Below are 24,849 nucleotides of genomic sequence, written 5' to 3'. Positions count from 1 at the left end.
GTCAGCTGTCTTTCAGGTCCGCAGCCAGGCGGAACCCGATGCGGTTGGCTGGCTTGTCTTCAACCGATTTGGGAAGCGCACGCAACATCACGTTCAACTGGCTGACATGTTGCACCAGTTGCGTGCGGGCTCCGGTCCCGTCGGACCCGTAAAAGGTTATCATGTCGGGGTCGAAATAACCCATCCCCTCGATCCGCATCACGCCTGCATCGCCGCCAGTGAAACCCATGGCGACCTCATGATCGCCGTCCAATGTCTGTTCGAAATTCTGGATATACAGGATTAGCCGCTCGTAGGCCCATTGTGCGGGGCTTTTGCTGGCCACCGGTTTTTTCAGCGTCTCTGGCAGTTTTTTGGTTCCGGATTCGGCTTTCGGATCGGCGTGCACCTCGTAACATCTTGGCAACGCTGCGGCTTCTGCGGCCTCGGCCGAGGTTTCGATCTGGTCCTGCATTCGTCTACCCTTTGCGCTGATACAGCCATGCCCCATCCGCGCGTTGCGTCCGGGTTACTGCACCAATGTGGTAGAGGTGATTTACATGTGCAACCGCCTCAACCAGCGCAAGGCCATACTCACCCTCTTGGATTGTACGTTTGAACAGCGGCATAAAGCAGTCAGCGGCAGATTTGGGCTGATCCAGATGATCCAGCAACCGTTCCAGCGCGCCATGGTGGTTGTCAATCAACTGCTTCATGCGCAACGGCAGACCGGTGAAGGGCAATTTGTGCCCGCCTAAAACCAGATGATCGGGACGGGCGAGTACCTGAAGCCTCTCACAGGCCTCCATCCATCCTGACACCGGATCTGCCATGGGTTCGGTCGCATAGACACCCAGATTGGGACTGATTGAACTGAGGATCTGATCACCGCTGAGTACCAGATTGTCATCGCGGCTCCAGAAGGTGGCGTGTTCCGGCGCATGGCCATTGCCCATATGAAGGTCCCAGTCACGTCCACCCATACGGATCACGTCACCCTGCTTGATCCCGGTAAAACCCAGCGGCATGGGATAGACCGTGTCGGCAAAATTAAAGGGCCGGTCCGCCATCCGTTTGTTCAGAACATCGGATGCCATCCCCGCACTGCGATAGAATTCCAGCGTTTCTTGCGGCCAGGTTTCCTGCACATCCAGCGTCAGCATCCGCGCAAACAGCCACGAGGTGCGGCTTGTCACCAGCTCGGCGCCGTGTTCCGTCTGAAACCATCCGGCATTGCCAACATGGTCGGGATGATGGTGAGTCACCACCACCCTCCTGATCGGCTTGCCTGCAAGTGGCCCGGCCATCAACGCTTCCAAGATGCGCCGCGTCTTGTTCGAGGACAGCCCCGTATCGATCACGGTCCAGCTGTCGCCATCGTCCAGAGCGTAGATGTTTACATGGTCCAGCGCCATCGGCAGGGGCAGGCGCATCCAGAGAACACCTTGGGCAATCTCGGTGGCCGCGCCCTGCGCGGGCGGTTCAGCCCACGGATATCTGATCCCCAAGACGTGATCCCCATCCATCAGGCCGCAAACTCGTCCGTGCTCAGCGCGAAAAGGTCATCCGCCCCGTTCTGCGCCCGCGCCAAAAGGCCCGAATGTTCGGGCAACAGGGTGTTGATATAATATCGCGCCAGTTTCGCCCGCGGTCCCTCTGGGTCGGCAAGGGCTGCGGTCAGGTGATAATGCCCGCCCAGCACCCGGGCAAAAGCCTGCAAATAAGCAACGGCGCCTGCAAAGCGGTTATTCAAATCATCCTGTGCCACCAGCCATTCTGTCGCCTCGCGCAGTGTTTCGGTGGCTTCCCAGACCGGACCCGCCAGATCAGGCAGCGTTGCACGGGCGCGTTCGGCCTGGTCTTCGATCTCATCCAGCAGGTTCGAAGCAGCCTCGCCCCCGTCCATCATCTTCCGCGCAACAAGGTCCATCGCCTGAATACCGTTGGTGCCCTCGTAGATCGCGGTGACACGCGCATCGCGATAGAACTGTGCCGCGCCGGTTTCCTCAATATACCCCATGCCACCATGCACCTGGACCCCGGTTTCAGCCACACGCATCCCGGTCTGAGTACCAAACGCCTTGCTGATCGGCGTCAACAGCGCGGCCCGCGCAGCCCAATCGGCGTCACCAGTGGCCTCTGCCATATCGATCGCAACCGCATTGGCCAACAGGATCGCGCGCGCGGCATAAACATCAGCACGCATATCCAAAAGCATGCGGCGCACATCCGCATGATCGATGATCGTCTCGGACCGCGTTTTGCCTTGTTTCCGTTCCAGGGCATAGGCCAACGCATGCTGGTATGCACCTTCGGCCACGCCCACGCCCTGTCCGCCCACACCAAGACGCGCATTGTTCATCATGGTAAACATGGCAGCCATACCGCCATGTTCGGCACCCACCAGCCAGCCTTTGGCTCTGTCATATTGCATCACGCAGGTGGGCGATCCGTGCAAACCCATCTTGTGTTCCAGCGAAACCACTTTTAGATCATTGGCCGCGCCCGGGTCACCATTTGCGTCAGGCAGGAATTTAGGGACAAGGAACAATGAAATCCCTTTGGTGCCGGGCACCCCATCGGGAAGGCGAGCCAGTACCAGATGGCAGACATTCTCGGTAAAATCGGTATCGCCCCACGAGATGAATATCTTTTGACCGGTGATCGAATATGTCCCGTCACCGTTCGGCTCAGCCTTCGCAGACAGCGCGCCAACATCCGATCCGGCCTGAGCTTCGGTCAGGTTCATGGTGCCCGACCATTCCCCCGTCATCATCTTAGGCAGATACAGCGCTTTCAATTCGTCGCTGGCGTGATGCTCCAACGCCTCAATCTGGCCCTGAGACATAAGCGGCGCAAGTTGAAGCGACAGGCAAGCAGCACTCATCATCTCGTTGACCGCCGTGGTGATGGTCATAGGCAGCCCCATCCCCCCGTATTTAGGATTGCCACTGATCCCGATCCAGCCACCTTCGGCAATTGCCTTCCAACCGTCTGCATATCCCGGAGAAGTTCGCAGCACGCCATTTTCAAGTCGTGCAGGTTCCAGATCACCGGGGCGCTGCAGAGGGGCCATCACCTCTTCGCACATTTTTCCAGCTTCGGTCAGGATCGCATTGACCACATCCCCGCTGGCATCAACAAATTTATCCGTCGCAGCGACCTGGTCGAACCCGACCACATGGTCCAGCAGGAACTGGTAATCTGAAATTGGGGTGCGATAGGGCATGATCACTCTCGAAGGCTAACAATTCAGAACATATCGGCAGGCTTGGAATTGTGGGCAAGCGCCGGTAAGCGTATGAGCTTGGATCAATTACCTACTGTCCCTTATGTTTCAAGCAACCAAAACGCGGCGTCACCAGTTATGATCTCAACCGGCACTCAGGAATTGACGGCGGATCCCGGCGGTATCGCGCGGGCTGCAGATATGTTGCGACAGGGCCTTCTGGTCGCCTTCCCGACCGAGACGGTCTATGGCCTGGGCGGCGATGCACGCAACGGGCAGGCGGTGGCGTCGATCTACGAGGCCAAGGGGCGGCCCAGTTTCAACCCCCTGATCGCACATGTCGCATCGGTCGCCGCGGCGCAACGGTATGTGCTATGGTCAAATCAGGCCGAGCATCTGGCGCAGGCCTTTTGGCCCGGTCCGCTTACCTTGGTTTTGCCCTTGCGCGAAGGGCACGGGATTTCTTCGCTAGTGACGGCAGGTTTGGACACGCTGGCCGTGCGCGTTCCGGCACATCCGACAGCGCACGCGCTGCTGGCCGAATTTGATGGCCCGGTTGCTGCGCCATCTGCAAACCCGTCGGGTCAGATCAGTCCGACCAAGGCAAGTCATGTCTGGTCAGGTCTTGGCGGCAAGATCGCGGCTGTTCTGGATGACGGGCCGTGCGGTGTCGGGCTTGAATCCACCATCATCGGTCTGGCTGGGGAACCCGCGCTTTTGCGTCCAGGTGGCATCGCGCTGGAGCAAATCGAAGAGACGCTGAAAACACACCTACATCTGCATCAATCCGGTGACCTTCTGACCGCCCCCGGCCAGTTGCAATCGCATTATGCGCCGGATGCTCCGGTCCGTTTGAATGCCGAAACCCGTCAGGGTGACGAGGTGTTGCTGGGATTTGGACAGGTTGAGTGCGACCTGAACTTGTCCGCCATTGGCGACCTGACCGAAGCGGCGGCAAATCTGTTTGCGTTTCTGCATCAACTGAACGAAACCGGGCGACCGATTGCCGTTTCTCCGATCCCAGGCACGGCATTGGGGGCGGCAATCAATGACCGGCTGCGGCGCGCTGCAGCACCTCGCGACAGCTGATCAGGCCCGCCCTGCGCTGGCAGAAAGGGTTAGCGGGTCCACGCCCAAAGTAGCCAACGCTGCCTCCCATTTCGCATCATCGGGCACATCGAAAACAAGCTTGGGTGTCGCGTCGGTGGTCAGCCAACCGTTCATGGCAATTTCATCCTCAAGCTGACCGGGCCCCCAGCCGGAATAACCCAGCGCCAGCATCGAGTTCAGCGGCCCGCTGCCTGACGCCAAATCCTCGAGCACATCAAGTGTCGCCGTCATGCTGAAGTCCTCAGAAATCTGCATTGAATGCAGGTTGGCCTCGTAATCGGCGCTGTGAAGGACAAAGCCGCGCGACATCTCGACCGGCCCACCGAAATGCACAAGGCGCTCTCCGACAATCGGAATACGGCAGGCGATGTTCAGTTGACCCAGCAAGGTCTTTATCCGCAGGTCCGAGGGCTTGTTCACAATCAAACCCATGGCTCCATCGTCGCCGTGGCTGCACACATACACCACCGAATGGTCGAATCGCGGATCCCCCATACCGGGCATCGCAATCAACAGTTTTCCGGTCAGGTCCATGGGCCGCCATCTCTTTCTCAGAACACCTCAACAATGGCCCCGCAGCATGTCTATTGGCAAGAGAACAACGGGTATTTTGGCGGATTTCATCCCAGTGAACAGAACGTGACTTGGAATCCGGGCCAACGCCGCGCATTTAAGAGGGATGAAGATGTCGATGAAACACACTGCTGTCGCCGCACTTGCTTGCCTGCATCTGTCCGCCCCGGTTGCCGCACAGGGTCTGGATGGTGTCGTTCAGCTGGATGTTCTGGATGGTGGCCGGACTGCAAACGGCACTTATCTTACCGCCTTAAAGCTGACGCTCGAGGATGGTTGGAAAACCTACTGGCGCGCGCCCGGAGACGCTGGCATCCCGCCGGAAATCAACTGGAAACGGTCAAGCAATGTCGGGCGGATTGAGATCACATGGCCTGCCCCCGATGTCTTTGATCAGAACGGGTTGCAGTCGATCGGTTACAAGAACCAACTGGTCCTTCCTATTGAGATTACGCCGCGCAACCCTGCCAAGCCGGTCCGATTGCAGGGCGAAATGGATCTGGGCGTCTGCAAAGACGTTTGTGTTCCGGAACGTCTGGGCTTTGACCACACGCTCGACGCCAATGCCGGGCGCCATCCCGCGATTGCCGCGGCACTGGCGCAACGTCCCTATTCCGCGCAGGAAGCTCGCGTGTCCAGTGCCACGTGTCGTCTGACGCCAACGAAAGATGGTATGCGTATCGAAGCACGAGTGACCATGCCATCGGCAGGTGGTCATGAAGTTGCTGTGATCGAACCCGGCAATCCCACCCTCTGGGCTTCGCAGCCGGTTGCGCAACGGCAGGGCGATACGTTGGTGGCCGAGGCCGAGATTATCAATGCATCGGGTACACCCTTTGCGCTGGATCGGTCTGAAATCCGGATTACAGTTCTGGGCGCCAATCACGCAGTTGATATTCAGGGTTGCAGCGCAGGCTGAATTCATGACCCAATCGCCAAAAATCGGTGCCCTGGCCGTTGTTCTGCACCAGGATCAGGTTCTTCTGGTTCAGCGCAGCAAGCAGCCCGACGCCGGGCTGTGGGGGTTTCCCGGTGGCCATGTCGAATGGGGTGAAACCGTATTGGAAGCGGCGCAACGCGAATTGCTGGAAGAAACCTCGGTGATCGCGCAACCGTCACATTATCTGAACAATCTGGACCTTCTGCGCCGAACCCCAGATGGGCTGGTCGTGTCCCATTACCTGCTGGTCGGGGTCGCATGTCAGTATCGCTCGGGCACGCCGAGGGCCGGTGACGACGCACTTGATGCCCGGTGGTTTCCCATCGATCAGATACGCCAGGGCAACCTGCCCATGAGCGCGCGGGTCATTGAGCTTTTGGAATATGCCTTGCTTGCGGTTTAAGTACCTGCCGATTTCGTGAGGCGACCATAGAGTATACCTGAGGCAGCAATGCTTAGAATCACAATCGGTACAGCGCCGGCAACAAACGCGCCCAGCCCCATTTTCAATGCGGCAATGCCATCATCACCGGGATAAAGGCTTTGTAGCATGGCAAGCGGTGCACCGTTGACAGCGGGCCAGATCATCGTCAAGGCAAACCAGATCCCAAGTATCACGCCGGTTCCGGCCAACGCGCCACGAACAACCTTGTCAGGGGCCCGTGCAGCACGGCGCATGGCTGTCATCGGACGTGCCACGTCATTAAGAATTCCCAGCAAGGCAGGTACAAGAACCAACACCAGCAACATTCCGAAACCAAGCCCGTATACCAGTGTGATTACAGTCGGTTTCAAGAATTGCGCCTGTTGAGAGCCTTCATATAGTAAGGGCGCAAGGCCAAGAACCGTCGTCAGCGTGGTCAGCATCACGGGGCGCAACCTGTCTGCCGTGCCATCCAGAATAGACGGAATCAACCCGCGATCCTGCTGGTATGCGTCGATCGTAGTCACCAAAACGATCGAATCGTTGATGATGATCCCTGTCATGCCCAACAACCCGACAACCGTGAACATGCTCAGCGGAACCTCCCAGATGTAATGGCCCCAAATTGCCCCGACCAGGCCAAAGGGAATAATCGCCATAACCACAAGGGGTCGTGTCCAGCTGGCAAAAACCCAGGCCAGTACAAGATAAATACCGGTCAGGCACAGGATCAGACCGTTGCGGGCCTCGGACAGGAATTCGTTTTCCTGTTCGCTCAGACCCGACATGCGCCACTCAACCTGCCTTTCGGCCGCGATATTGGGAAGGATCTCGTCCTGCATCACGCGTTCAATTTCGGCGGCCCGTGCCGGATCGTCTTCCGAAATATCGCCTGTTACCGAAACCACCCTCAGGCCGTTTTCACGCCGAACCGTCGAAAACCCGGACTTGCGCTCGACCGAAACGATATCAGCCAAAGGTACGTAGACCCCATCAGGAGAACGCATCAGAGTTCGTTCCAGAAAATCTGCTGTCAGTTCACCTTCGGGCAGTTCGACACGGATCTCGGCACTGCGCGGCCCGTCAGGGAAGGTTGCGGCCTCAATCCCGTTCAAACGGTTGCGCAAAGCCCGCCCCAGCGTTTCGATCCGAAAGCCCAGCGCCTGACCCTGCGCCGTCAGGTCAAGAAGAAACTCTTCCTTGTCATATGCCAAAGTGTCCTCAAGTGCCGAAACTTCAGGAAACTTCGACAGCGCAGTTTGCAGATCTTCAGATGCGGCTTTCAGGACATTTACGTCTGAGCCATAAAATTGCACATCGATTGCATCGCCGCCGGGGCCGGACCGCCAACCGCGGAAGCTGATCACTTCGACCTTGGGGTGACGCGGTACGAAATCCTGTAGCTCGCCCACAAACTCAAAACTCGAATATGGGCGCAGATCGGCGTCGATCAATTCAATCGAAATACCTCCCAGCACACTGCCGTCCTTGCCGTCAGCCGCAGCAAGCGCACGCCCGGCATTGCCACCAACTTCAGCCAGGACATAGTCAATTGGATTTCGGCCATGACGCTCTTCGTAGATCCGACCCAGTTCGTTGGTTGCATCCTGTAGAATGCGCATCATCTCAAGTGTATCTGACCGGGTCGACCCTTCGCGCATAATAAACCCGCCGCTAACCGAACTGCGTTCAGGCGCGTTGAAGAACCGCCAGTTCACGTCGCCACGAATGAACAATGCGACCTGACTGGCCAGGATGGCGATCATCAGCGCGGCCACCACATAACGCGCCCAGATCACCCAGGCGATCAGCGGACGGAACAAGTGATCCCGAACCCAACGAAAGCCACGATTGACGACACGGTTCGGCAGATCGTACCAGTGTTCTTTGGCCGAATGCGCAATTGCATGCGCCATGTGATTGGGCAGGATCAGGAAGCATTCCACCAGCGATGCAACCAGTACTGCGATCACCGTGAAAGGGATATCGCGGATCAGCTCTCCGAAACGTCCTCCAACCAACGTCAGGCCGAAAAACGCAATCACCGTCGTTACCGTGGCGGCCAGAACCGGCATTGCCATTCGACGCGCGGCGCGCTCTGCGGCTTCCACTGGTGTCTCGCCCAATCGGCGGGAGCGAAAATCAGCGTGCTCCCCCACGACAATGGCATCATCTACAACGATCCCCAACGTAATGATCAGACCAAACAGTGAAACCATGTTCAGCGACAGACCGCCCAGATACATCAGCGCAATCGCCGCCGACATCGCCACCGGGATACCCGCAGCAACCCAAAACGCAATGCGCGCATTGAGAAATAGGAACAACAGGATGACAACAAGCCCCAGCCCCATCAGCCCGTTATCCACGAGGATGTTCAACCGGTCGGTAATTGCTTGCGCCCGGGTGCGGATCAGATCAATTCTCACACCTTCAGGCAGGCTGGCCTGCATCTCGCGGGCAACGTCCTCCACCGTGTGCTGAATACCTATCGCATCGCCCAGGTTCGACCGGTCCACTCTGATCGACATGGCGGGATTGTCGCCCACATAATAGCTGCGGTCGCGGGTGACGCCTTCTACCCAAATTCTGGCAATGTCACCAACCTTCAGTTTCGACCCATCTTCGTTCGTCCGCAGAGCGATGCCTTCGATCTGTTCTGGCGTGCGTTTCTCAGTTCCCGCCCGGACACGAGCACCCGCACCTTCGACATTGCCAGCGGGGTCCGTATTGACTTCGGCACCTATCGCTGCCGCGATTTCGGCCATCGTTATATCGTTTGCGATTAACTGAGCGGTGGTGACCTCGACAACGATGCGCGGTGCGGCAATACCCCGGATTGTCGTGCGGGTCACACCTGATGCGAATAAACGATTGATAAGCTCATCCGTCAGCTTAGCCAGCTGAGCAGTATCGGTCGGACCGGTAATCACCACATCCGTCACCCGATCACGCCACGCACCGCGTTGAATCTTGGGCTCCTCAGCGTCTTCCGGCAGATCTGTGACAGCGTCTACGGCGGTCCGGACTTCCTCAACAGCGCGGGACACATCCCAGTTGGGTTCGAATTCCAGCCTGATACGGGTCCAGCCCGGATGCGAGGAAGCCTCGGTACTGGTCACCCCTTCGACGGCCAGCAGCGCAGGTTCCAGCAACTGCACGATCCCGGCGTCCATGTCCTCGGGCCCGGCACCATCCCAGGTTACGGATACATCGACGCGTTCCAGAATGACGTCCGGAAAGAACTGTGCACGCATGTTCGGGATTGCCGCCGCGCCAAGAACCAGCATGACAAGCAACAGCAGGTTGGCAACTGTCCGATGCCGCGTGAAATAACTGAGAAGGCCACCCGCCGCGCCAGGTATCTCGCGCATCATGGCGTTTATCCCCCAGCCCTGGTTTCAATACTGCGCACCAAAGATGTCGGCACTCGAGCTTCGCGCAGCCGGGTTAGAACCTTCGTCTTTTCCTTCGGTGGCATCGCACTGTTCGCCTCGACTTGAGCTACAAGTTCGGCGCGTTTCTCGTCCGTCAGCTCGACCATTCCGGGGTCTGCACCCGCCTCAAGCCGCAGGGGCCGAACACGCACGCCCGACCCAAGCAGGGGGGTTCGTCCGACGACGACCTCACGCCCTTCCAACCCGTCGCCCCGCAGCAGAACTTCGTCCCCCTGGCGGCGGATGAGCTGAACCGGCAGACTTTCCAATCGGTCATCAGGGCCAAGCACCAGAACAGTTCCGGATGCATCAAGGACCGAAGACGGCAGTCGGTAAACTCCGGCAAGGGGCTGTTCCTGAACTGAAACCGTAACGAAATCTCCAGGTTTAAACCCCGATGCCTCTTGCAGGCGGGCATAGATCAACCGCCCGGTCTGGCCTTCACCGGCAGACCCGCTATCGCGGCTAATCTGGCCAACCGCGGTCAGATCGGTCCCTGTCACTTCAAGAGATATGGTGACCGGCGCATTGATCAGACGATCGCCGCCATCCAGAAGCCGCACATATTGCGCGGTCGACACCCGAAACGCCACTTCAAGGTCGTTGGGATCAACCAGTTCGGCCAGCTTTTCATTTGCCGATACCAGCCGCCCTTCCACAAGCGTCACATCCGTTAAAGTGCCGCCAAAGCCTGCCCGGATTGTCATGTCGCCCAGATCGCGCTCCGCAGCTTCCAGTGCTATCATGGCTCGGGCAAACAGGGTTGATGCCTGATCCACACGGGATTCAGCCTGTGCCAGCGCAATACGCCGCGCCAGAACGGCCTGTTGCGATGATGCTGCGGCCAGTTCGGCCTCTTCCACGCTGGCGGCGGCCCCCACGCCCCGTGATTCCAGATCCCGTTGGCGTTGCAACGCCCTTTCCCGCAGTTCCGCCTGAGCCTCGGCCGATTTCAGCTCGTCCTGCGCCAGCAGCAACGAGCGTTCTGCATCTCGCTCTTCAAATTGGGCGTCCAAGAGATCGGACTTTGCCCGATCCAGCGCAGATTGCGCATCTGCCGGATCCAGTTCGACCAGCACTTCGCCAGCCTCAACAATTCCACCATCTTCAAAGTCTTCTGCCAGCGCGACAACGCGACCTCCAAGCGCCGCACGCAGCTCCAGCCTGCGGCGGCTTTGAACCTCTCCGAAAGCTTCAAGATATGGGGTGACGGTTTCCGCCTCGGCAGGCCGAACCGCAACAGCAAAGATCCTTTCTCGCGAGGGCGGTGTCGCGTTATCGTGCGTCAAAGCCTCCTGAACGGCCCCCACGATCATCTGCACGGCAACGAACAACAAAGCCAGCGCCAGAAACGCCAGAAAAATACCGACAAGACTATGCCGCAGAAATCGCATCGATCAGTTACCCCGGTTGCACCACGCTGCCGTCCACAACATGTAGCTGGATCAGGAAATATGCCAAGCCACAAGGCGGTTATACGGAACGGAACGTATGACCAGTCTACTTCCGTCGCAGATGTTCGTCCAATCTGGGCATTATTTCCACAAAATTGCACGGGCGATGGCGATAATCGAACTGTTTTTCTAATATACCGTCCCACGCATCCTTGCAGGCTCCCGGGCTGCCGGGCAAGGCGAACAGGTATGTCCCCCCGGCAACGCCCCCCGTCGCCCGCGACTGCACCGCCGAAGTTCCAATCTTCTCCATCGAGATGATCGTGAAGACGGTGCCAAAGGCTTCTATCTCTTTCTCATAGACATCGCGATGCGCCTCGACGGTGACATCGCGCCCGGTCAGGCCCGTTCCGCCGGTCGAAATCACAACGTCGATCTGTTCGTCCGCCACCCACGCGCGCAACTGATCTGCGATCTCTCTGCGCTCGTCCCGAATTATCCTCCGATCGGCGACGACATGGCCTGCCTTTTCGATCCGGTCCACCAATGTCTGACCCGAGCGGTCCTCTTCCATCGATCTGGTATCCGAGATTGTCAGAACGGCGATCTTAACCGGGATGAACTCCATTGTTTCGTCAATGCGCGACATGTGGTGTCAGGCCCTTTCCAGGATGGCAAGCCGGACCGCAAGGGCCGCAAAAATGCCCCCTGTAATCCAGCCCAAAATACGTGAGGCGCGCGGATTCGAGACCAGATGACGCCCCGCGCTTCCGGCGAAAACACCAACCAGCCCGTTCACCACGAACCCACCGGTGCCGATGATTGTGCCAAAGATCAAAAACTGCACCAGGACTGATCCCCGCGACGGGTCAACAAATTGAGGGATGAAGGCAAGAACGAACAGGATAACCTTGGGGTTCGTCAGATTGACAAGCATTCCGTCCCAAAAAGACAACCGGGCCGGTTTGACGGGTGCCTCGGCTGATACTGCGCCATTTCGAATGGCACACCAGGCCAGATACAACAGGTATGCAACACCAACCCAGCGAATGACATCGAACAGCGATGGCACGGCCGTAACCGCCGCGCCAAGGCCCAGCCCAGCCAGAAGGACCTGTATCATTCCACCCGCGGAAATCCCGGCACTTGCGGCAATTGCAGCACGCGGACCTGATCGCAAACCCTGACCGAAACAGAACATCATATCCGCCCCCGGTGTCAGGTTCAGCGCCAGCGCAGCGGGAATGAAGGCAAGCAGCGTTACCGTCTCGATCATACGGCGACCTCGAACCAGTTTACCTTGGGACCGAGATTGGCGATCCGGGTGCGGCCAATCGAGCCGCGATAACCCCAGCTGTCGTGAATATGGCCGCAAAACGTGAAACGGGGCTGTATCCTTTCGATCGCGTTCCGGACAGCGACCGAACCAACAGCCATACCTTGCGAGGTCACATCCCCATGACCCTTGGGCGGTGAGTGCGAGATCAGGATATCCGCTCTGTCACAGCGCGCCAGCAGTTCGGCGGCCTCACCCTCGGTCAGATCACAGGACCAATCACCAAACGGTGTGGGTGGAACACCGTAGCCGAGTCCGAACAGGCGCAATCCATCCACTGTCATTCCCGTTCCATGCAGAACATGCACACCCTCGGGCACAGCTTTGCCCAGATCCTCTGCGCTTTCGGCATTCCCGGGTATCAGGACCAGGGGCGCTGAAACGCCCGAAAGCATCTGCATCGCTTCGTCCAGACCCAGACGCATGTTACAATAATCCCCGGCGCCAATAACCAGGTCGGCATCAGCGCTGGCCGCCACCAGATCAGCGGCGCGATTGCGCGCCATGTGAAGATCGGAAAACGCCAAGACCTTCATGACTCACCTCGCAGCCGGGCTTTCAACTCCAGCAGATCAGCCCAGGCCTGACGCTTCATTTGCGGCTGGCGCAGCAAATAAGCTGGATGAAACATCGGGATCACAGGCAGGTCCAGCGCCTGATCCCACTGGCCGCGCAATCGGGTAATCCCGCGCTTGCCCAGAACGGCCTGACAGCTGATATTACCCATCACCACCAGCACCTCGGGCCGGGCCAGCGCCACGTGACGTTCCAGGAACGGCTTCATCATCCCGATTTCTTCGGGCTTTGGGTCACGGTTCTGTGGGGGCCGCCATGGCAGCACGTTTGTGATATAGACGTTCTGCCTGCGATCCAGATCAATCGCGGCCAACATGCGATCCAGCAACTGGCCCGCGCGCCCGACAAAGGGCTTGCCCTCGCGGTCTTCGTCGCGGCCCGGAGCCTCACCGATGATCATCACCCGCGCACCGGGCGTTCCATCAGCAAAAACCATCTGCCGCGCCCCGCGCTTCAGCTCGCAGTGATCAAAAGCTTCCATCGCATCGCGCAGCTGATCCAGTGACCCCGCCCCCTTGGCCGCTGCTTGCGCAACCGTTACCGGGTCAATCTGTCCGGGCTTTGACGGGGTGGTTGCCGCAACCTCTGCCTTTTTGGGCTTTGGTGACGTATCCTGCACCGAATATCGATCAACCGGAGCGTCCCCGATTGCCTCGGTCACGCCCAGTTCGACCTGCCATTCCAGCAGGGCCCGTGCAGAGTAATAGTCCAAGCCCGATTCCATATGGGTAATTTACCTGCCTGAGGGCTGATGGAAAGCGAATTGGGCTTGATCGGTCGCTCTGTCGCGTCGACCATCAGGGCACGATGCTCAGAACCTTGCGAATCCTCCTGATCGGGCTTGGACTGGTGCTTACCGGCAATCCGGTATTGGCGACGTTCCACAACGAACAGGGCCAGTGCCGTGCGGGCCAGTTCAAATGCGGCACCACCTGCTGTTCCGGCGGTCAAAGATGCAGCTTTGATGGGCACTGCATACTGCTGGGCGGCACCTATTGCGGTGGCGGGCGCAGTTGCGGTCCGTTTGAACGCTGCGTTGCCGGAGGAGCGAGCTGTGCACCCACAGGCGCGAACAAATGCACATCGCGTCTGGATTGCCCCGGTGACAGTTTTTGCAATGGGCGCGGCGAATGTGAACGGATCACACCAGATCCGGGTACAGCCCCCCCCACAATATGCGAGGATGGCCGCACTTGCGCGCGCGGCGCGTCCTGCTTGCCGGGTGGGGGTTGTTCCCGCCCGGGATGGTTCCTGTGCGAAGAAACAGGCTCGCAGTGCCGTCCGGGATTCAAATGCTCGACCCATCAGGGTTGCGTGCCGATCAAAGCCATCGACTGTGGATACGGCAAATGGTGCAAACCGGGTGAACAATGCCTGCCAGAAGGCGGCTGCGAAAAACTGCCAGAGGGTTCTGATCCCTAGGTTGCTTTGCCCCGCGTGGCTTTCTATAAGCGGCCCGATTGTCAGACAGGAGCCCGCCCATGCGTTTCGCCCATCGTCACCTTCTTGGCATCGAGCATCTGTCGCAATCCGATATCACCGAAATTCTCGACCTGGCCGAAACCTATGTCGACATGAACCGCCAGTCGACCAAACATTCGGACGTGCTGTCGGGGCTGACCCAGATCAACATGTTCTTTGAAAACTCAACCCGAACGCAGGCAAGCTTCGAACTGGCTGGCAAGCGTCTGGGCGCGGACGTGATGAACATGGCGATGCAGGCCAGTTCGATCAAAAAGGGCGAGACGTTGATCGACACTGCGCTGACCCTGAACGCGATGCATCCCGACCTTTTGGTGGTGCGTCACCCGCATTCAGGCGCGGTCGATCTGCTGGCGCAAAAGGTCAACTGTGCTGTTCTGAACGCAGGCGACGGGCGGCATGAACATCCGACACAAGCGCTACTGGACGCGCTGACGATCCGCCGCGCAAAAGGTCGCCTGCACCGTCTGAACATCGCCATTTGCGGCGATGTCGCGCACTCCCGTGTTGCACGCTCGAACCTGATCCTGCTGGGCAAGATGGAAAACCGCATTCGTCTGATCGGCCCGCCCACACTCGTGCCGTCGCAATTCGCCGAGTTCGGGGCCGAGGTATATGACGACATGAACGAAGGCCTCAAAGACGTCGATGTGGTCATGATGCTGCGCCTTCAGAAAGAACGAATGGATGGGGGCTTCATCCCGTCAGAACGCGAGTACTACCACCGGTACGGCCTGAATGCGGAAAAACTGGCGCTGGCCAAACCCGATGCCATTGTCATGCACCCCGGCCCAATGAACCGCGGGGTTGAGATCGACGGAACCCTGGCTGATGACATCAATCGATCCGTTATACAGGAGCAGGTGGAGATGGGGGTCGCTGTCCGGATGGCCGCCATGGACCTTCTGGCCCGCAACCTGCGCGAGGTTGCATGAACAATCTGAAGGTCGCCCCCCATGAACGCGGCGTCCTGCGCCTGTTCACGATGGACATGCGCCCAGAAGAGGCAAAGTTCCTGCGCGAACCGGGTGCCGCCGATCAGGTGCTTGGCGTCGACGGGCTGGACCCCGAGCAGATCGACATCTTTCCGGTGTCCGACCTCGAGGAACTTGGGCTTTACGGCTATCTGAACGAAGGGTGTGGCGTGTCCGAGGATCAGTTGGACCGTGCCGCGCTGGCGCAGATCGGCGGATGGGTCATGGTCCTGCGCAGCGCAGCGTTCAAAGACCAGACCATGACACTTGAACCCGATCCCCGGCTGCACCTGACGGGCCTTTTCACGGAAGAGGCAACCAATTGGACCGGCGGAACGATCGAAACCGAAAGCGCCAGACCTTTCTCGGCCCCGCAAACCGCGCCGGTTGACAACAAACCGCTCCGCATAGGCTCGGCTGTTATGGCATTGGTAGTACTTTTGATCACCGGAGGGATTCTATGGCTGATCCTGTAGTCTTTGCCCCGGACAAGGGCGCGTATATCCGCACCAATGCGTGGCTTGCGGCCGCTGCCATGGCCGGTGCAATGGCTGTGTTGTGGTTGACCGGCAACCCTTATGTCTGGACCGGAGCACCTGCTGGCCTCGCCGCTATCGGCATCCGCGCGTGGTATCTGGCATCGGAAGAACTGGCCGCAAACTGGAAGATGACCGACACTTTGTTGACCGGTCCCGGCGAGCGAAAAGTTGCGCTGAATCAGATCGAGGCGGTCAAAACCATGGGCAGTTTCGTGCAAGTCGTTACCAAGGGCGGAGACAAACACCTGATCAAGTATCAGGCCGATCCCGCCGCCACGAAGGCCGCCATCGAAAGGGCTGTTCCATGAATACCGTTCTTTTCACCAACGCACGCCTGATCGACCCCGAAGCGGGAGCAGAGTCAACTGGCTGGTTGCAGGTGAACGATGGCCGGATTACCGCCCGAGGCGAAGGAATTGCTCCGAGTACGGAGGGGCATATCGTAGATTGCAACGGCAAGTGCCTCGCCCCTGGCATCATCGATATTGGCGTCAAGGTCTGTGAACCCGGTGAACGTCATAAGGAAAGCTATCGGTCAGCAGGACTTGCTGCCGCGGCTGGCGGTGTCACGACGATTGTCACCCGACCAGATACTCTGCCAGCAGTCGACACACCGGAAACGCTGGAATTCGCGACACGCCGGGCGCAGGCCGATGCGCCGGTCAATGTTCTGCCGATGGCTGCCCTGACCAAAGGGCGCGAAGGGCGCGAGATGACCGAAATCGGGTTTTTGTTGGACGCGGGCGCGATCGCCTTCACCGATTGCGATCACGTCATCACCAATACAAAGGTGTTTTACCGCGCCCTGACCTATGCGAAGTCCTGTGGCGCGCTTGTGATAGCCCATCCGCAAGAGCCGGGGCTGAGCGCCGGGGCCGCGGCGACCAGCGGCAAGTTCGCAGCATTACGCGGCCTGCCTGCGGTTTCGCCAATGGCGGAACGAATGGGGCTGGACCGCGACATTGCCCTGTTGGAGATGACCGGCGCCGCCTATCACGCCGACCAGATCACCACGGCCCGGGCGCTGCCTGCACTGGAGCGCGCCAAGCACAATGGGCTGGACATAACCGCAGGGACGTCGATCCACCACTTGACGTTGAACGAGCTTGACGTGGCCGACTATCGCACCTTCTTCAAGGTCAAGCCGCCGCTGCGATCAGAAAACGACAGGCAAGCGGTTATCGAAGCCGTTAGCACCGGGCTGATCGATATCATCAGCTCGATGCACACCCCTCAGGACGAAGAAAGCAAGCGCCTGCCGTTTGAAGAAGCGGCCTCGGGTGCGGTCGCACTGGAAACGCTTCTGCCCGCGGCCTTGCGCCTGTATCACGCGGGCCAGCTGGATCTGCCGACGCTGTTTCGGGCCATGGCCCTTAACCCGGCCAAGCGGCTTGGGTTGGACAGCGGTCGCCTGTCGAAAGGCGCGCCAGCCGATCTGGTTCTGTTCGATCCGGATGTGCCTTTTGTGCTTGATCGGTTTGCACTAAAATCAAAATCTCAGAACACTCCATTTGACGGCCAGCGGATGCAAGGTAAGGTCATTTCGACCTATGTAGCAGGTAATGAAGTGTTCCGGAGACCCTGATGCCCCCAATCGACAACTCGACTAGCGAACTGCTCCAATGGGCGGTGGTTGGATACCTGATGGGCTCCATTCCCTTCGGCTTGTTGCTTGCCAAGATCATGGGGCTGGGAAATCTGCGCGAGATCGGGTCCGGCAATATCGGGGCGACAAATGTCCTGCGCACCGGCAACAAGGCCGCTGCGGCGCTGACCTTGCTGTTTGACGCAGGTAAAGGCGCGGCGGCCGTTCTGATTGCACGTGCCTATGCGGGTGAAGATGCGGCCCAAGTGGCTGCACTATTGGCGTTTTTGGGCCATTGCTTTCCGGTTTGGCTGAGCTTCAAGGGCGGCAAGGGCGTGGCGACCTTTCTGGGGCTTTGGCTGGCACTGGACTGGCGCGTCGGTGTTGCCTGCTGCCTCACTTGGCTGGTCGCGGCGGCAATCTGGCGAATATCTTCAGTTGGTGCACTGGCAGCTGCTGCGCTTTCCACAACCTGGGTGTTGTTGCTGACAAACGGGACTACATTTATCCTTGGGATAATTCTGACACTTCTTGTCTACTGGCGGCACAGCTCGAACGTTGCCCGGATCAAGGCCGGAACGGAACCCAGAATCGGAAAACCGTGACTGCGTCAGACGCGTTTCTGTCTGCCCTTTTTGCACTGCCGTTGGGCAGTTTCACCGGAACCTCCGGCGGTCGACGCTATGTTGTTGTGCGTCAACAAATAGCGCGTGGTAAATCCCACAAGCTGGTTGCGCACGAGCTAGGCGGAACCGACTATATCAGCCTGAACCTGTATCAGACCCAGGGCAGCGGCGCGTTGCTTCGACCCTGTGAAATGCCCGCAAACAAAGTCATCGCATTTGTCCTGAACCTAACGCCGGATACCTGAGGCGGCTCCGCAAAAAAGAACAGTGGCTCTATCACCTGCGCACAATCACAATTCATTGTTTTGAACGTGATCAGCCCGCTTCCCAAATCGCTATCGTGACGGTCAATTACGGGCCACACAGGACAACAATCTGGGCCTTACGGCGGCAATTATTGCGGTGCTGAACGGGCTCATTTCACGAAAGGTGAAGCAATGAACAAGTTTAAATCTCTGATCAGTGGCGTGGCACTGTCTGTCACGTTGGCAACCTCCGCACTGGCGGCTGGCGTCGAAATCAACGCAAGCTCGACTGGTCTGGCCATGCAGGGCTATGATCCGGTGGCGTACTTCACCGCTGGCGAAGCGACCAAGGGCGATTACCGCATTACTGCATTGCACGATGATGCACTGTACCGGTTTTCGTCGGAAGAAAACAAAGTAGCCTTTGAAGCCAATCCTGATGCATATCTGCCCGCATATGGCGGCTATTGTGCCTTCGGCGCGGCCATGGGCTTTAAATTCGACGGCGACCCGAACCACTGGAAGATCGTTGACAACAAGCTGTATCTGAACCTGTCCAAAGACATTCAGGAGCGCTGGGAAGGCGACATCCCGGGTTTCATCGAAAGCGCGAGCGCAAACTGGGAAACGATTGCTGAAAAATCCCCGGCAGAGCTGCAATCGCAGTAAAACCTGATTATTTCAGGCACAGCGGCGGCGGGTTTTCCGCCGCCGTATGTTATTGAAGACCTCTTGCCCTTCCCATTCAGCGCATCAAGTGTCCCAATTCAATGGGCAATATCGTTTGGATACTGCGTTACAGGTCCAGAGTTACAGGTCCAGAATTGTGCTGCCAGTCGTTTGCCGCGCCTCAAGCGCACGATGCGCATCAGCAACCTGATCCAAGGCAAAACGCTGATCGACATGGACTTTGACCTCACCCCCCTCGACTTTGCCAAACAGGCGACGTGCCATTGCCTGACACACCGCATGATCCGCGATATGAGTAAACAACGTGGGCCGGGTGATCTTGAGCGAGCCTTTCTGGCCCAGAATCCCAAGGTTGAACGGTGGAACCGGGCCCGAGGCGTTGCCGAAGGAAATCATCATGCCCAGCGGTTTCAGGCAATCCAGTGATCCTTCGAACGTGTCCGCTCCGACCGAGTCCATCACCACGTCTACGCCCTGACCCTTTGTAATCTCAGCCACGCGTTCTGCGAAATTCTCGGACCTGTAATTGATGCAATGCGCGGCCCCGTTAAACCGCGCAAGGCTGCATTTCTCGTCACTCCCCGCCGTTCCGATCAAGGTGATGCCTTCGGATTTAGCCCATTGGCATGCGATCAGCCCGACCCCGCCAGCTGCCGCATGGAACAGGACCGTATCACCCCGTTTCAATGGTGTGGTCCGGTGAAATAGGTATTCAACCGTCAGACCTTTCAGCATCATCGCTGCACCGGCTTCGAATGTGATGCCATCCGGTAGCGGGCAAACCTGCGCAGCGGGCATCACGCGCGCCTCACAATAAGCACCGGGCGGGGCTGCGGCGTAAGCGGCCCGCTGCCCCGGCTGAAGGTGGGTCACCCCATCCCCAACCGCCTCAACGGTTCCCGCCGCTTCCATGCCTAAAGCATGGGGAAGATCAAGGGGATACAGGCCGGTGCGTTGATATACGTCGATGAAGTTCAACCCGCAGGCCTGATGCCGAATACGTATCTCACCCGGACCGGGGTCACCTACAGGCCTGTCTTCGATCCGCAAAACCTCAGGCCCACCAAATTCGTGAATCACAACCGTTTTCGCTGTTTTCTGCATCCTGACCTCCTCTTGCCTGCCATCAAGCTAACATGACTGTGACACAGGGCAATCCGTCCGATGCCGGAGTATTGATCCAGATTTCGAAAATTTATGTTATACTGAGGCATGGCGTTGCCGGTTGGGCCGGCCACGGGCAACTGAATGCCGGATCCGTTCCGCGGCGCAAGTCTCGCCAGGGAAGGGTGAAGAAATGGCTAAGACAATCGGAAACCCGATCAGCTGGGCGGCCCAGGCTCTGGGCGCCACAGGTGACCACGTTACAGAAAGCGTCTCGCAACTTGGCAGTGCAGATCCAACGCAAGTGCCAATGGTGCAGACCTTGACCCTGCAAGACCTACGCGCCTGCCTGAGGGCGGGGTATCAGGATTTTCTCGAAACCCGAGCGGATGTGGTGTTCATTGTCCTGGTATACCCGGTTGCCGGGCTTTTGATGTTCGGCTTTGCCCTGAATGCCAACCTGGTTCCGCTTCTGGCCCCTCTGGTCGCTGGCTTCGCGCTGATCGGGCCAGTTGCGGCCGTGGGCCTCTATGAGATCAGCCGCAAGCGTGAACAGGGCAGCGAGGTTCACTGGCTGGACGCATTTGGTGTGCTCCGCTCGCCGTCATTCGGAGCAATTCTGGTTTTGGGGTTTTACCTTGTGATGCTGCTGCTGCTTTGGCTGATGGTGGCACAAAGCATTCACACCTACACGATGGGCCCCGAGGTTCCAGCGTCGCTCAGCGCATTTGCCACGCAGGTGTTCACGACCTCCGCGGGCTGGACGATGGTCATTGTTGGAACAGCGGTTGGATTCGTTTTTGCGCTTTGCGCACTGGCGATCAGCGTCGTCAGTTTTCCCTTGCTGCTGGACCGTAAAGTAGGCCTGCCGGTTGCTGTTGTGACATCATTCAGGGTGCTGCGTCACAACCCCGGCGTCATTCTGACCTGGGGATTCATCGTAGCGGTGCTTTTGTTCCTGGGAGCTTTGCCACTGCTGTTGGGGCTTATCGTGGTGATGCCCGTTCTGGGTCATGCCACGTGGCATCTGTATCGCCGCGCCGTTGCGTGAACGCGCGGGACACGCCCGCGCATTCTAAATTCAACCCGCGATCTTCAGAACAATCTTGCCAATATGACCCGAGCTTTCCATGCGCGCATGGGCGGCGGCGGCTTCGGTCAGATCAAACTCGCTGTCCATCACGGGCGCAACTTTTCCGGCATCCAACAGAGGCCAGACAGCTTCGCGCAGGTCCTGCGCGATTTGCGCCTTGGCCAGATCACTTTGTGGGCGCAAGGTGCTGCCGGTCAGGGTCAGGCGCTTGACCATCATCAGGGCAAAGTTCAGCTCGACCACAGGCCCTTGCAGAAACGCGATTTGCACCAGCCGCCCATCTTCGGCCAGGGCCTTGACGTTGCGGGGGATGTAATCACCGCCGACCATATCAAGAATCAGGTTTGCCCCACCTTCGGCGCGCATGGCTGCTACGAAATCCTCGTCGCGATAGTTGATCGCTTTCTCCGCGCCCAGCTTGATGCAAGCCTCACATTTCTCATCCGACCCAGCCGTGGAGAAAACGCGCGCGCCAAAGGCATTGGCCAGTTGGATTGCCGTCGTACCAATACCGCTGGACCCACCGTGAACCAGAAAACGTTCACCTGCCCTCAACCCGCCACGCATGAACACGTTGGACCAGACTGTAAAGAAGGTCTCGGGAAGACACGCTGCCTCTTTCATTCCCATACCCGCGGGCACAGGCAAACAATGAGCCGCTGGGGTCGAAACGTATTCCGCATAGCCACCGCCGGGCAACAGTGCGCAGACCTGATCACCGACAGACAGTCCTTCGACCCCCGCACCGACCGAGACCACTTCGCCCGAAGCTTCAAGCCCCGGCAGGTCACTGGCGCCCGGCGGCGGATCGTAAGCGCCCGCGCGTTGCAAAGCGTCGGGGCGGTTCACCCCGGCATAGGCCACTTTCAATACAACCTGTCCGGCCCCCGGCTTAGGGATAGGACGTTCGGTCAGCTGCAAAACATTGGGACCACCCGGTTGAGTGATCTCAACAGCACGCATCATCTGGGTCATAGGCACCTCCTTTGCCCAATGCCTAACAGGCATCAGAGGCAAGGCCCAGCACCAAGACGCGTTACTTTCGGGGGTTCAACATGCCAGGCAGATCATCCCGCATCTTGGCCGGCGCCCTCACCTGACCCGCCAGCCAGTTCGGAACTGCAAGAAAGGGTTTCAACACCGGGTTGTCACGCACCTGAGCCTTGAGCTTTTCGAACTCCATGACATTTGCGATCCGGCGATCCAGAAACTCCCACGTGCGCTGATGGTCAGGGCTGTCATCACCCAGCCAGAACAGCAAGGTCGAGGAATAGACCCCCGACAAGGTTGCCCGTTTGGTATACCAGTTCACATCTTCCGACGTATCGCCCAGCGCGTCCCATATCAGGTCGCAGGTCTGCCATAAGGCCTTGGCTCCATCGGCCGCATATGCTGGCAGGGAAAACAGCGTCATGCCCCGGCGCACCAGTTCTTTGTCTTCAACAGCCTGCAACCGGAACCGGACCGCAGCGGCAATCTTATCGCGGAATTTTAGACCGCTCATGTCCTCGGACCTGAGGCGGTCCAGCATCACCTGATCGCCGCGCGCATGAAAGGCCAGTGCCAGATCAACCGCCCCGCGCGGGCAAATTGCACGTGCCAAACCGTCATCCAGACCACAATCGGAAACCGAGGCGCGAAAGCTGGTTTCCGACCAGCCGTCGAAAGGAACATGATTCAGCATCGCGTCCAAAAGCTGCCGTTTTGCATCTTCATATGTTGTGGTCATGACGGTTCTCCGGTTGTCAGGTCCAGTACTAGACAAGTTAGGGCGGCTTTGCTATACGGCCAACTCCTGCAATTTCCTTGCAACTCTATCTAGAAAGGTGGTGACAACCACATGCAGGTTAGTGTTCGCGACAATAACGTCGATCAGGCGCTTCGTGCCCTGAAGAAAAAGCTGCAGCGCGAAGGCGTGTTCCGTGAAATGAAGCTCAAGCAACATTTCGAGAAACCGTCCGAGAAGAAAGCGCGCGAGAAAGCTGAAGCGATTCGCCGTGCCCGTAAACTGGCGCGCAAGAAAGCCCAGCGCGAAGGTCTGCTCTGAGATCTTTGATTTCGTCCAGCTTTGGATGACACTATTTGACGACCCCCGAGGCATGGCCCGGGGGTTTGTCGTTTCCGGGCTCGGATACAATCCGCCGACTCGTGGTTCAGGTTGTGCGGCAAGCTGCCATTTCCGTACAGGCAGTGTTTTGCCCGGCGCTTTGCAGCGCAGCGAATCTCGTCTCGGTAGCATCGGGCCGCCAAAACTCGCCTAAATTGCGCCGCCCTCTATCACCCGCGACGTCCCCGCCTCTAAGTGAGCCCGTCCGCAAGGACACAAACACAAACGGAGGCAAATATGTCGACTGCAAGTACATACGAACGCGAGATGCTGGCGCTGATAAACCAGGAGCGCACATCCCGCGGTCTCAACCCGCTGCAACTTGAAACGCAGCTGAACGACTCGTCCGAAGATCACAGCACCTGGATGCTGAATACAGACACCTTCAGCCACACCGGTTCAGGCGGTTCCAGCGCAACCCAGCGGATGCAAAACGCGGGGTTCGATCTTGAAGGAAGCTGGCGCACCGGGGAAAACATCGCATGGCAGTCCGAACGCGGCGCGCCGGGTATCAGCGACGATGTCGCCCAGTTGCATCAAAACCTGATGAACAGTCCGGGTCACCGCGCCAATATCCTGAACCCGGATTTCAAGTATGTCGGGATCGGGATCGAAACCGGTGACATGCAGGGCTTCGATGCGGTGATGGTCACGCAAAACTTTGCTGCGACTGACGCGGCTGTCATGCTGGACAACGGCAATACAAACACACCGCCCGTTCCCCCGACAACACCGGATGAAGTTGCAGAGCCAGAGGAACCGGAAACCGAAACCCCAGATACTGACGTCACCGTGACCGAAGAGCCTGGGACTGAGACCCCCGAAACCGAGGAGCCGACACCCGAGACACCGGACACCGACGTCACAGAGACGGAAGAACCGGACCCCGAATCGCCTGATACCGACGTCACTGAGACCGAAGAACCGGAACCTGAAACCCCCGGTACCGAGGAACCAACACCGGAAACACCGGACACTGACGTAACCGAAACTGAAGAACCGGAACCTGAAGCGCCCGATACTGACGTAACCGAAACCGGGGAACCGCAACCTGAAACGCCCGATACCGAAGTCGTTGATGGCGGTGAGCCGGAAGCCTTCTGCTTTGACATTCAGGCCTTCCTGGATGAAATCGCCAGCTTCCTTGAAAACCTGCAAGCGCAGTTTGACGAGTTTGATTGGGCCGACGACATGAATGGCGGCACTGATGTGGCAGATGTCGACGACGTCGATATCATGCCGACCCTAGATACCACCCCGGAGACCGAGATTGAGCCTGTCGACACCGAAACATCCGAAGACGATAGCTGCGATGTCTTCATGATCAATATCTTCACCCATGACTGCATGATGGATGCAGCCTGATCACTTGAAATTGTGCGAGGTCGGCCCTGCCGACCTCGCAT

Annotated in this window: 27 protein-coding genes; 13 read left to right on the top strand and 14 right to left on the bottom strand. The window is 58.4% G+C overall.

From position 1 onward, the window contains the following. Window position 1: 1 nt before the first annotated feature. Genes AC2FLU_RS02755 through AC2FLU_RS02745 form a run of 3 tightly spaced genes read right to left on the bottom strand, consistent with a single transcriptional unit; the run spans window position 2 to window position 3,208 of the window. Entirely contained in the window at window positions 2-454 is a 453-nt protein-coding gene (locus AC2FLU_RS02755; RefSeq protein ID WP_480475001.1) for a DUF6173 family protein, read from the bottom strand. A gap of 4 nt (window positions 455-458) precedes the next feature. Then, window positions 459-1,505 carry an MBL fold metallo-hydrolase gene (locus tag AC2FLU_RS02750; protein ID WP_496808321.1) on the bottom strand — a complete coding sequence of 349 codons (1,047 nt, stop codon included), beginning with the start codon at window positions 1,503-1,505 and terminating at the stop codon, window positions 459-461. Further along, on the bottom strand, window positions 1,505-3,208 hold the full coding sequence (locus AC2FLU_RS02745) for an acyl-CoA dehydrogenase family protein (protein ID WP_496808322.1): 1,704 nt from the start codon (window positions 3,206-3,208) through the stop codon (window positions 1,505-1,507). Before AC2FLU_RS02745 ends, AC2FLU_RS02750 begins: the two co-directional genes overlap by 1 nt. Window positions 3,209-3,346: 138 nt before the next feature. Here AC2FLU_RS02745 and AC2FLU_RS02740 point away from each other — a divergent pair, with 138 nt between their 5' ends. After that, on the top strand, window positions 3,347-4,297 hold the full coding sequence (locus tag AC2FLU_RS02740; protein ID WP_480624680.1) for an L-threonylcarbamoyladenylate synthase: 951 nt from the start codon (window positions 3,347-3,349) through the stop codon (window positions 4,295-4,297). Here the strand turns inward: AC2FLU_RS02740 and AC2FLU_RS02735 are convergent, their stop codons facing one another. Further along, window positions 4,298-4,852, bottom strand: coding sequence for a YqgE/AlgH family protein (locus AC2FLU_RS02735; protein ID WP_480474992.1), 555 nt, complete (start codon window positions 4,850-4,852; stop codon window positions 4,298-4,300). It lies immediately after the preceding gene. 157 nt (window positions 4,853-5,009) lie between these two features. Here AC2FLU_RS02735 and AC2FLU_RS02730 point away from each other — a divergent pair, with 157 nt between their 5' ends. Both AC2FLU_RS02730 and AC2FLU_RS02725 read left to right on the top strand, forming a co-directional pair. Next, complete coding sequence (locus AC2FLU_RS02730; RefSeq protein WP_496714679.1) at window positions 5,010-5,810, top strand: protein-disulfide reductase DsbD domain-containing protein; 801 nt, start codon at window positions 5,010-5,012, stop codon at window positions 5,808-5,810. A gap of 4 nt (window positions 5,811-5,814) precedes the next feature. Then, window positions 5,815-6,234, top strand: a complete 420-nt coding sequence (locus tag AC2FLU_RS02725; protein WP_480474988.1) for an NUDIX hydrolase — start codon at window positions 5,815-5,817, stop codon at window positions 6,232-6,234. Here the strand turns inward: AC2FLU_RS02725 and AC2FLU_RS02720 are convergent. The 7 genes from AC2FLU_RS02720 to AC2FLU_RS02690 form a co-directional block, all read right to left on the bottom strand. Next, the gene (locus tag AC2FLU_RS02720; RefSeq protein WP_480622957.1) at window positions 6,231-9,632 is read right to left on the bottom strand and encodes an efflux RND transporter permease subunit; all 3,402 of its coding nucleotides are present in this window, start codon (window positions 9,630-9,632) and stop codon (window positions 6,231-6,233) included. The genes AC2FLU_RS02725 and AC2FLU_RS02720 overlap by 4 nt on opposite strands. A 5-nt stretch (window positions 9,633-9,637) precedes the next feature. Beyond that, window positions 9,638-11,086, bottom strand: coding sequence for an efflux RND transporter periplasmic adaptor subunit (locus tag AC2FLU_RS02715; protein ID WP_496808323.1), 1,449 nt, complete (start codon window positions 11,084-11,086; stop codon window positions 9,638-9,640). Between the two features lie 106 nt (window positions 11,087-11,192). Continuing rightward, a complete protein-coding gene (gene moaB / locus AC2FLU_RS02710) occupies window positions 11,193-11,735 on the bottom strand; it encodes a molybdenum cofactor biosynthesis protein B (RefSeq protein WP_480604684.1) in 543 nt (180 codons plus the stop codon). Window positions 11,736-11,741: 6 nt separating this feature from the next. After that, window positions 11,742-12,362, bottom strand: coding sequence for a LysE family translocator (locus AC2FLU_RS02705; RefSeq protein WP_496808324.1), 621 nt, complete (start codon window positions 12,360-12,362; stop codon window positions 11,742-11,744). Continuing rightward, window positions 12,359-12,958, bottom strand: a complete 600-nt coding sequence (locus AC2FLU_RS02700; RefSeq protein ID WP_480622959.1) for a metallophosphoesterase family protein — start codon at window positions 12,956-12,958, stop codon at window positions 12,359-12,361. Before AC2FLU_RS02700 ends, AC2FLU_RS02705 begins: the two co-directional genes overlap by 4 nt. Next, complete coding sequence (locus AC2FLU_RS02695; RefSeq protein WP_496808325.1) at window positions 12,955-13,722, bottom strand: uracil-DNA glycosylase; 768 nt, start codon at window positions 13,720-13,722, stop codon at window positions 12,955-12,957. The genes AC2FLU_RS02700 and AC2FLU_RS02695 overlap by 4 nt, the downstream gene beginning before the upstream one ends. Next, the gene (locus AC2FLU_RS02690; protein WP_480558744.1) at window positions 13,656-13,970 is read right to left on the bottom strand and encodes a hypothetical protein; all 315 of its coding nucleotides are present in this window, start codon (window positions 13,968-13,970) and stop codon (window positions 13,656-13,658) included. Before AC2FLU_RS02690 ends, AC2FLU_RS02695 begins: the two co-directional genes overlap by 67 nt. Before the next feature lie 509 nt (window positions 13,971-14,479). Between AC2FLU_RS02690 and AC2FLU_RS02685 the strand changes: the two genes are divergently transcribed. The 7 genes from AC2FLU_RS02685 (at window position 14,480) to AC2FLU_RS02655 (ending at window position 19,118) form a co-directional block, all read left to right on the top strand. Continuing rightward, window positions 14,480-15,415: an aspartate carbamoyltransferase catalytic subunit gene (locus AC2FLU_RS02685; RefSeq protein WP_267366053.1), complete on the top strand. Its 936-nt coding sequence runs from the start codon at window positions 14,480-14,482 to the stop codon at window positions 15,413-15,415. Beyond that, the gene (locus AC2FLU_RS02680; protein ID WP_480558742.1) at window positions 15,412-15,930 is read left to right on the top strand and encodes a hypothetical protein; all 519 of its coding nucleotides are present in this window, start codon (window positions 15,412-15,414) and stop codon (window positions 15,928-15,930) included. Before AC2FLU_RS02685 ends, AC2FLU_RS02680 begins: the two co-directional genes overlap by 4 nt. Beyond that, complete coding sequence (locus tag AC2FLU_RS02675; RefSeq protein WP_480474974.1) at window positions 15,915-16,301, top strand: hypothetical protein; 387 nt, start codon at window positions 15,915-15,917, stop codon at window positions 16,299-16,301. The genes AC2FLU_RS02680 and AC2FLU_RS02675 overlap by 16 nt, the downstream gene beginning before the upstream one ends. Next, a complete protein-coding gene (pyrC, locus tag AC2FLU_RS02670; RefSeq protein ID WP_496808326.1) occupies window positions 16,298-17,578 on the top strand; it encodes a dihydroorotase in 1,281 nt (426 codons plus the stop codon). Before AC2FLU_RS02675 ends, pyrC begins: the two co-directional genes overlap by 4 nt. Then, window positions 17,578-18,183 carry a glycerol-3-phosphate 1-O-acyltransferase PlsY gene (gene plsY / locus AC2FLU_RS02665; RefSeq protein ID WP_480474970.1) on the top strand — a complete coding sequence of 202 codons (606 nt, stop codon included), beginning with the start codon at window positions 17,578-17,580 and terminating at the stop codon, window positions 18,181-18,183. The genes pyrC and plsY overlap by 1 nt, the downstream gene beginning before the upstream one ends. Next, window positions 18,180-18,449, top strand: coding sequence for a hypothetical protein (locus AC2FLU_RS02660; protein WP_480539030.1), 270 nt, complete (start codon window positions 18,180-18,182; stop codon window positions 18,447-18,449). The genes plsY and AC2FLU_RS02660 overlap by 4 nt, the downstream gene beginning before the upstream one ends. A 192-nt stretch (window positions 18,450-18,641) precedes the next feature. Further along, complete coding sequence (locus AC2FLU_RS02655; RefSeq protein ID WP_480486578.1) at window positions 18,642-19,118, top strand: YHS domain-containing (seleno)protein; 477 nt, start codon at window positions 18,642-18,644, stop codon at window positions 19,116-19,118. 141 nt (window positions 19,119-19,259) lie between these two features. On the opposite strand, the gene AC2FLU_RS02650 is transcribed toward AC2FLU_RS02655, so the two are convergent. Beyond that, window positions 19,260-20,243 (bottom strand): quinone oxidoreductase family protein, encoded by a 984-nt coding sequence (locus tag AC2FLU_RS02650; protein WP_496808327.1) that lies wholly within the window; start codon window positions 20,241-20,243, stop codon window positions 19,260-19,262. A 193-nt stretch (window positions 20,244-20,436) separates the two neighbouring features. Here AC2FLU_RS02650 and AC2FLU_RS02645 point away from each other — a divergent pair, with 193 nt between their 5' ends. Continuing rightward, complete coding sequence (locus tag AC2FLU_RS02645) at window positions 20,437-21,294, top strand: DUF2189 domain-containing protein (protein WP_480474962.1); 858 nt, start codon at window positions 20,437-20,439, stop codon at window positions 21,292-21,294. A 30-nt stretch (window positions 21,295-21,324) separates the two neighbouring features. Here the strand turns inward: AC2FLU_RS02645 and AC2FLU_RS02640 are convergent, their stop codons facing one another. Both AC2FLU_RS02640 and AC2FLU_RS02635 read right to left on the bottom strand, forming a co-directional pair. After that, window positions 21,325-22,311 (bottom strand): NAD(P)H-quinone oxidoreductase, encoded by a 987-nt coding sequence (locus tag AC2FLU_RS02640; protein ID WP_496714684.1) that lies wholly within the window; start codon window positions 22,309-22,311, stop codon window positions 21,325-21,327. A gap of 61 nt (window positions 22,312-22,372) precedes the next feature. Further along, window positions 22,373-23,065, bottom strand: a complete 693-nt coding sequence (locus AC2FLU_RS02635; RefSeq protein ID WP_480494363.1) for a COQ9 family protein — start codon at window positions 23,063-23,065, stop codon at window positions 22,373-22,375. 111 nt (window positions 23,066-23,176) lie between these two features. On the opposite strand from AC2FLU_RS02635, the gene rpsU reads away from it, so the two are divergent. After that, window positions 23,177-23,383: a 30S ribosomal protein S21 gene (gene rpsU, locus AC2FLU_RS02630; protein WP_005614280.1), complete on the top strand. Its 207-nt coding sequence runs from the start codon at window positions 23,177-23,179 to the stop codon at window positions 23,381-23,383. A gap of 297 nt (window positions 23,384-23,680) precedes the next feature. Beyond that, a complete protein-coding gene (locus AC2FLU_RS02625; protein ID WP_496808329.1) occupies window positions 23,681-24,808 on the top strand; it encodes a CAP domain-containing protein in 1,128 nt (375 codons plus the stop codon). Window positions 24,809-24,849 lie beyond the last annotated feature (41 nt).

The sequence above is a fragment of the Ruegeria sp. SAZD013 genome (genome assembly GCF_059612525.1).
Note: the sequence above shows the minus strand (reverse complement) of the source record. Positions and strands in the feature narration are given on the sequence as shown.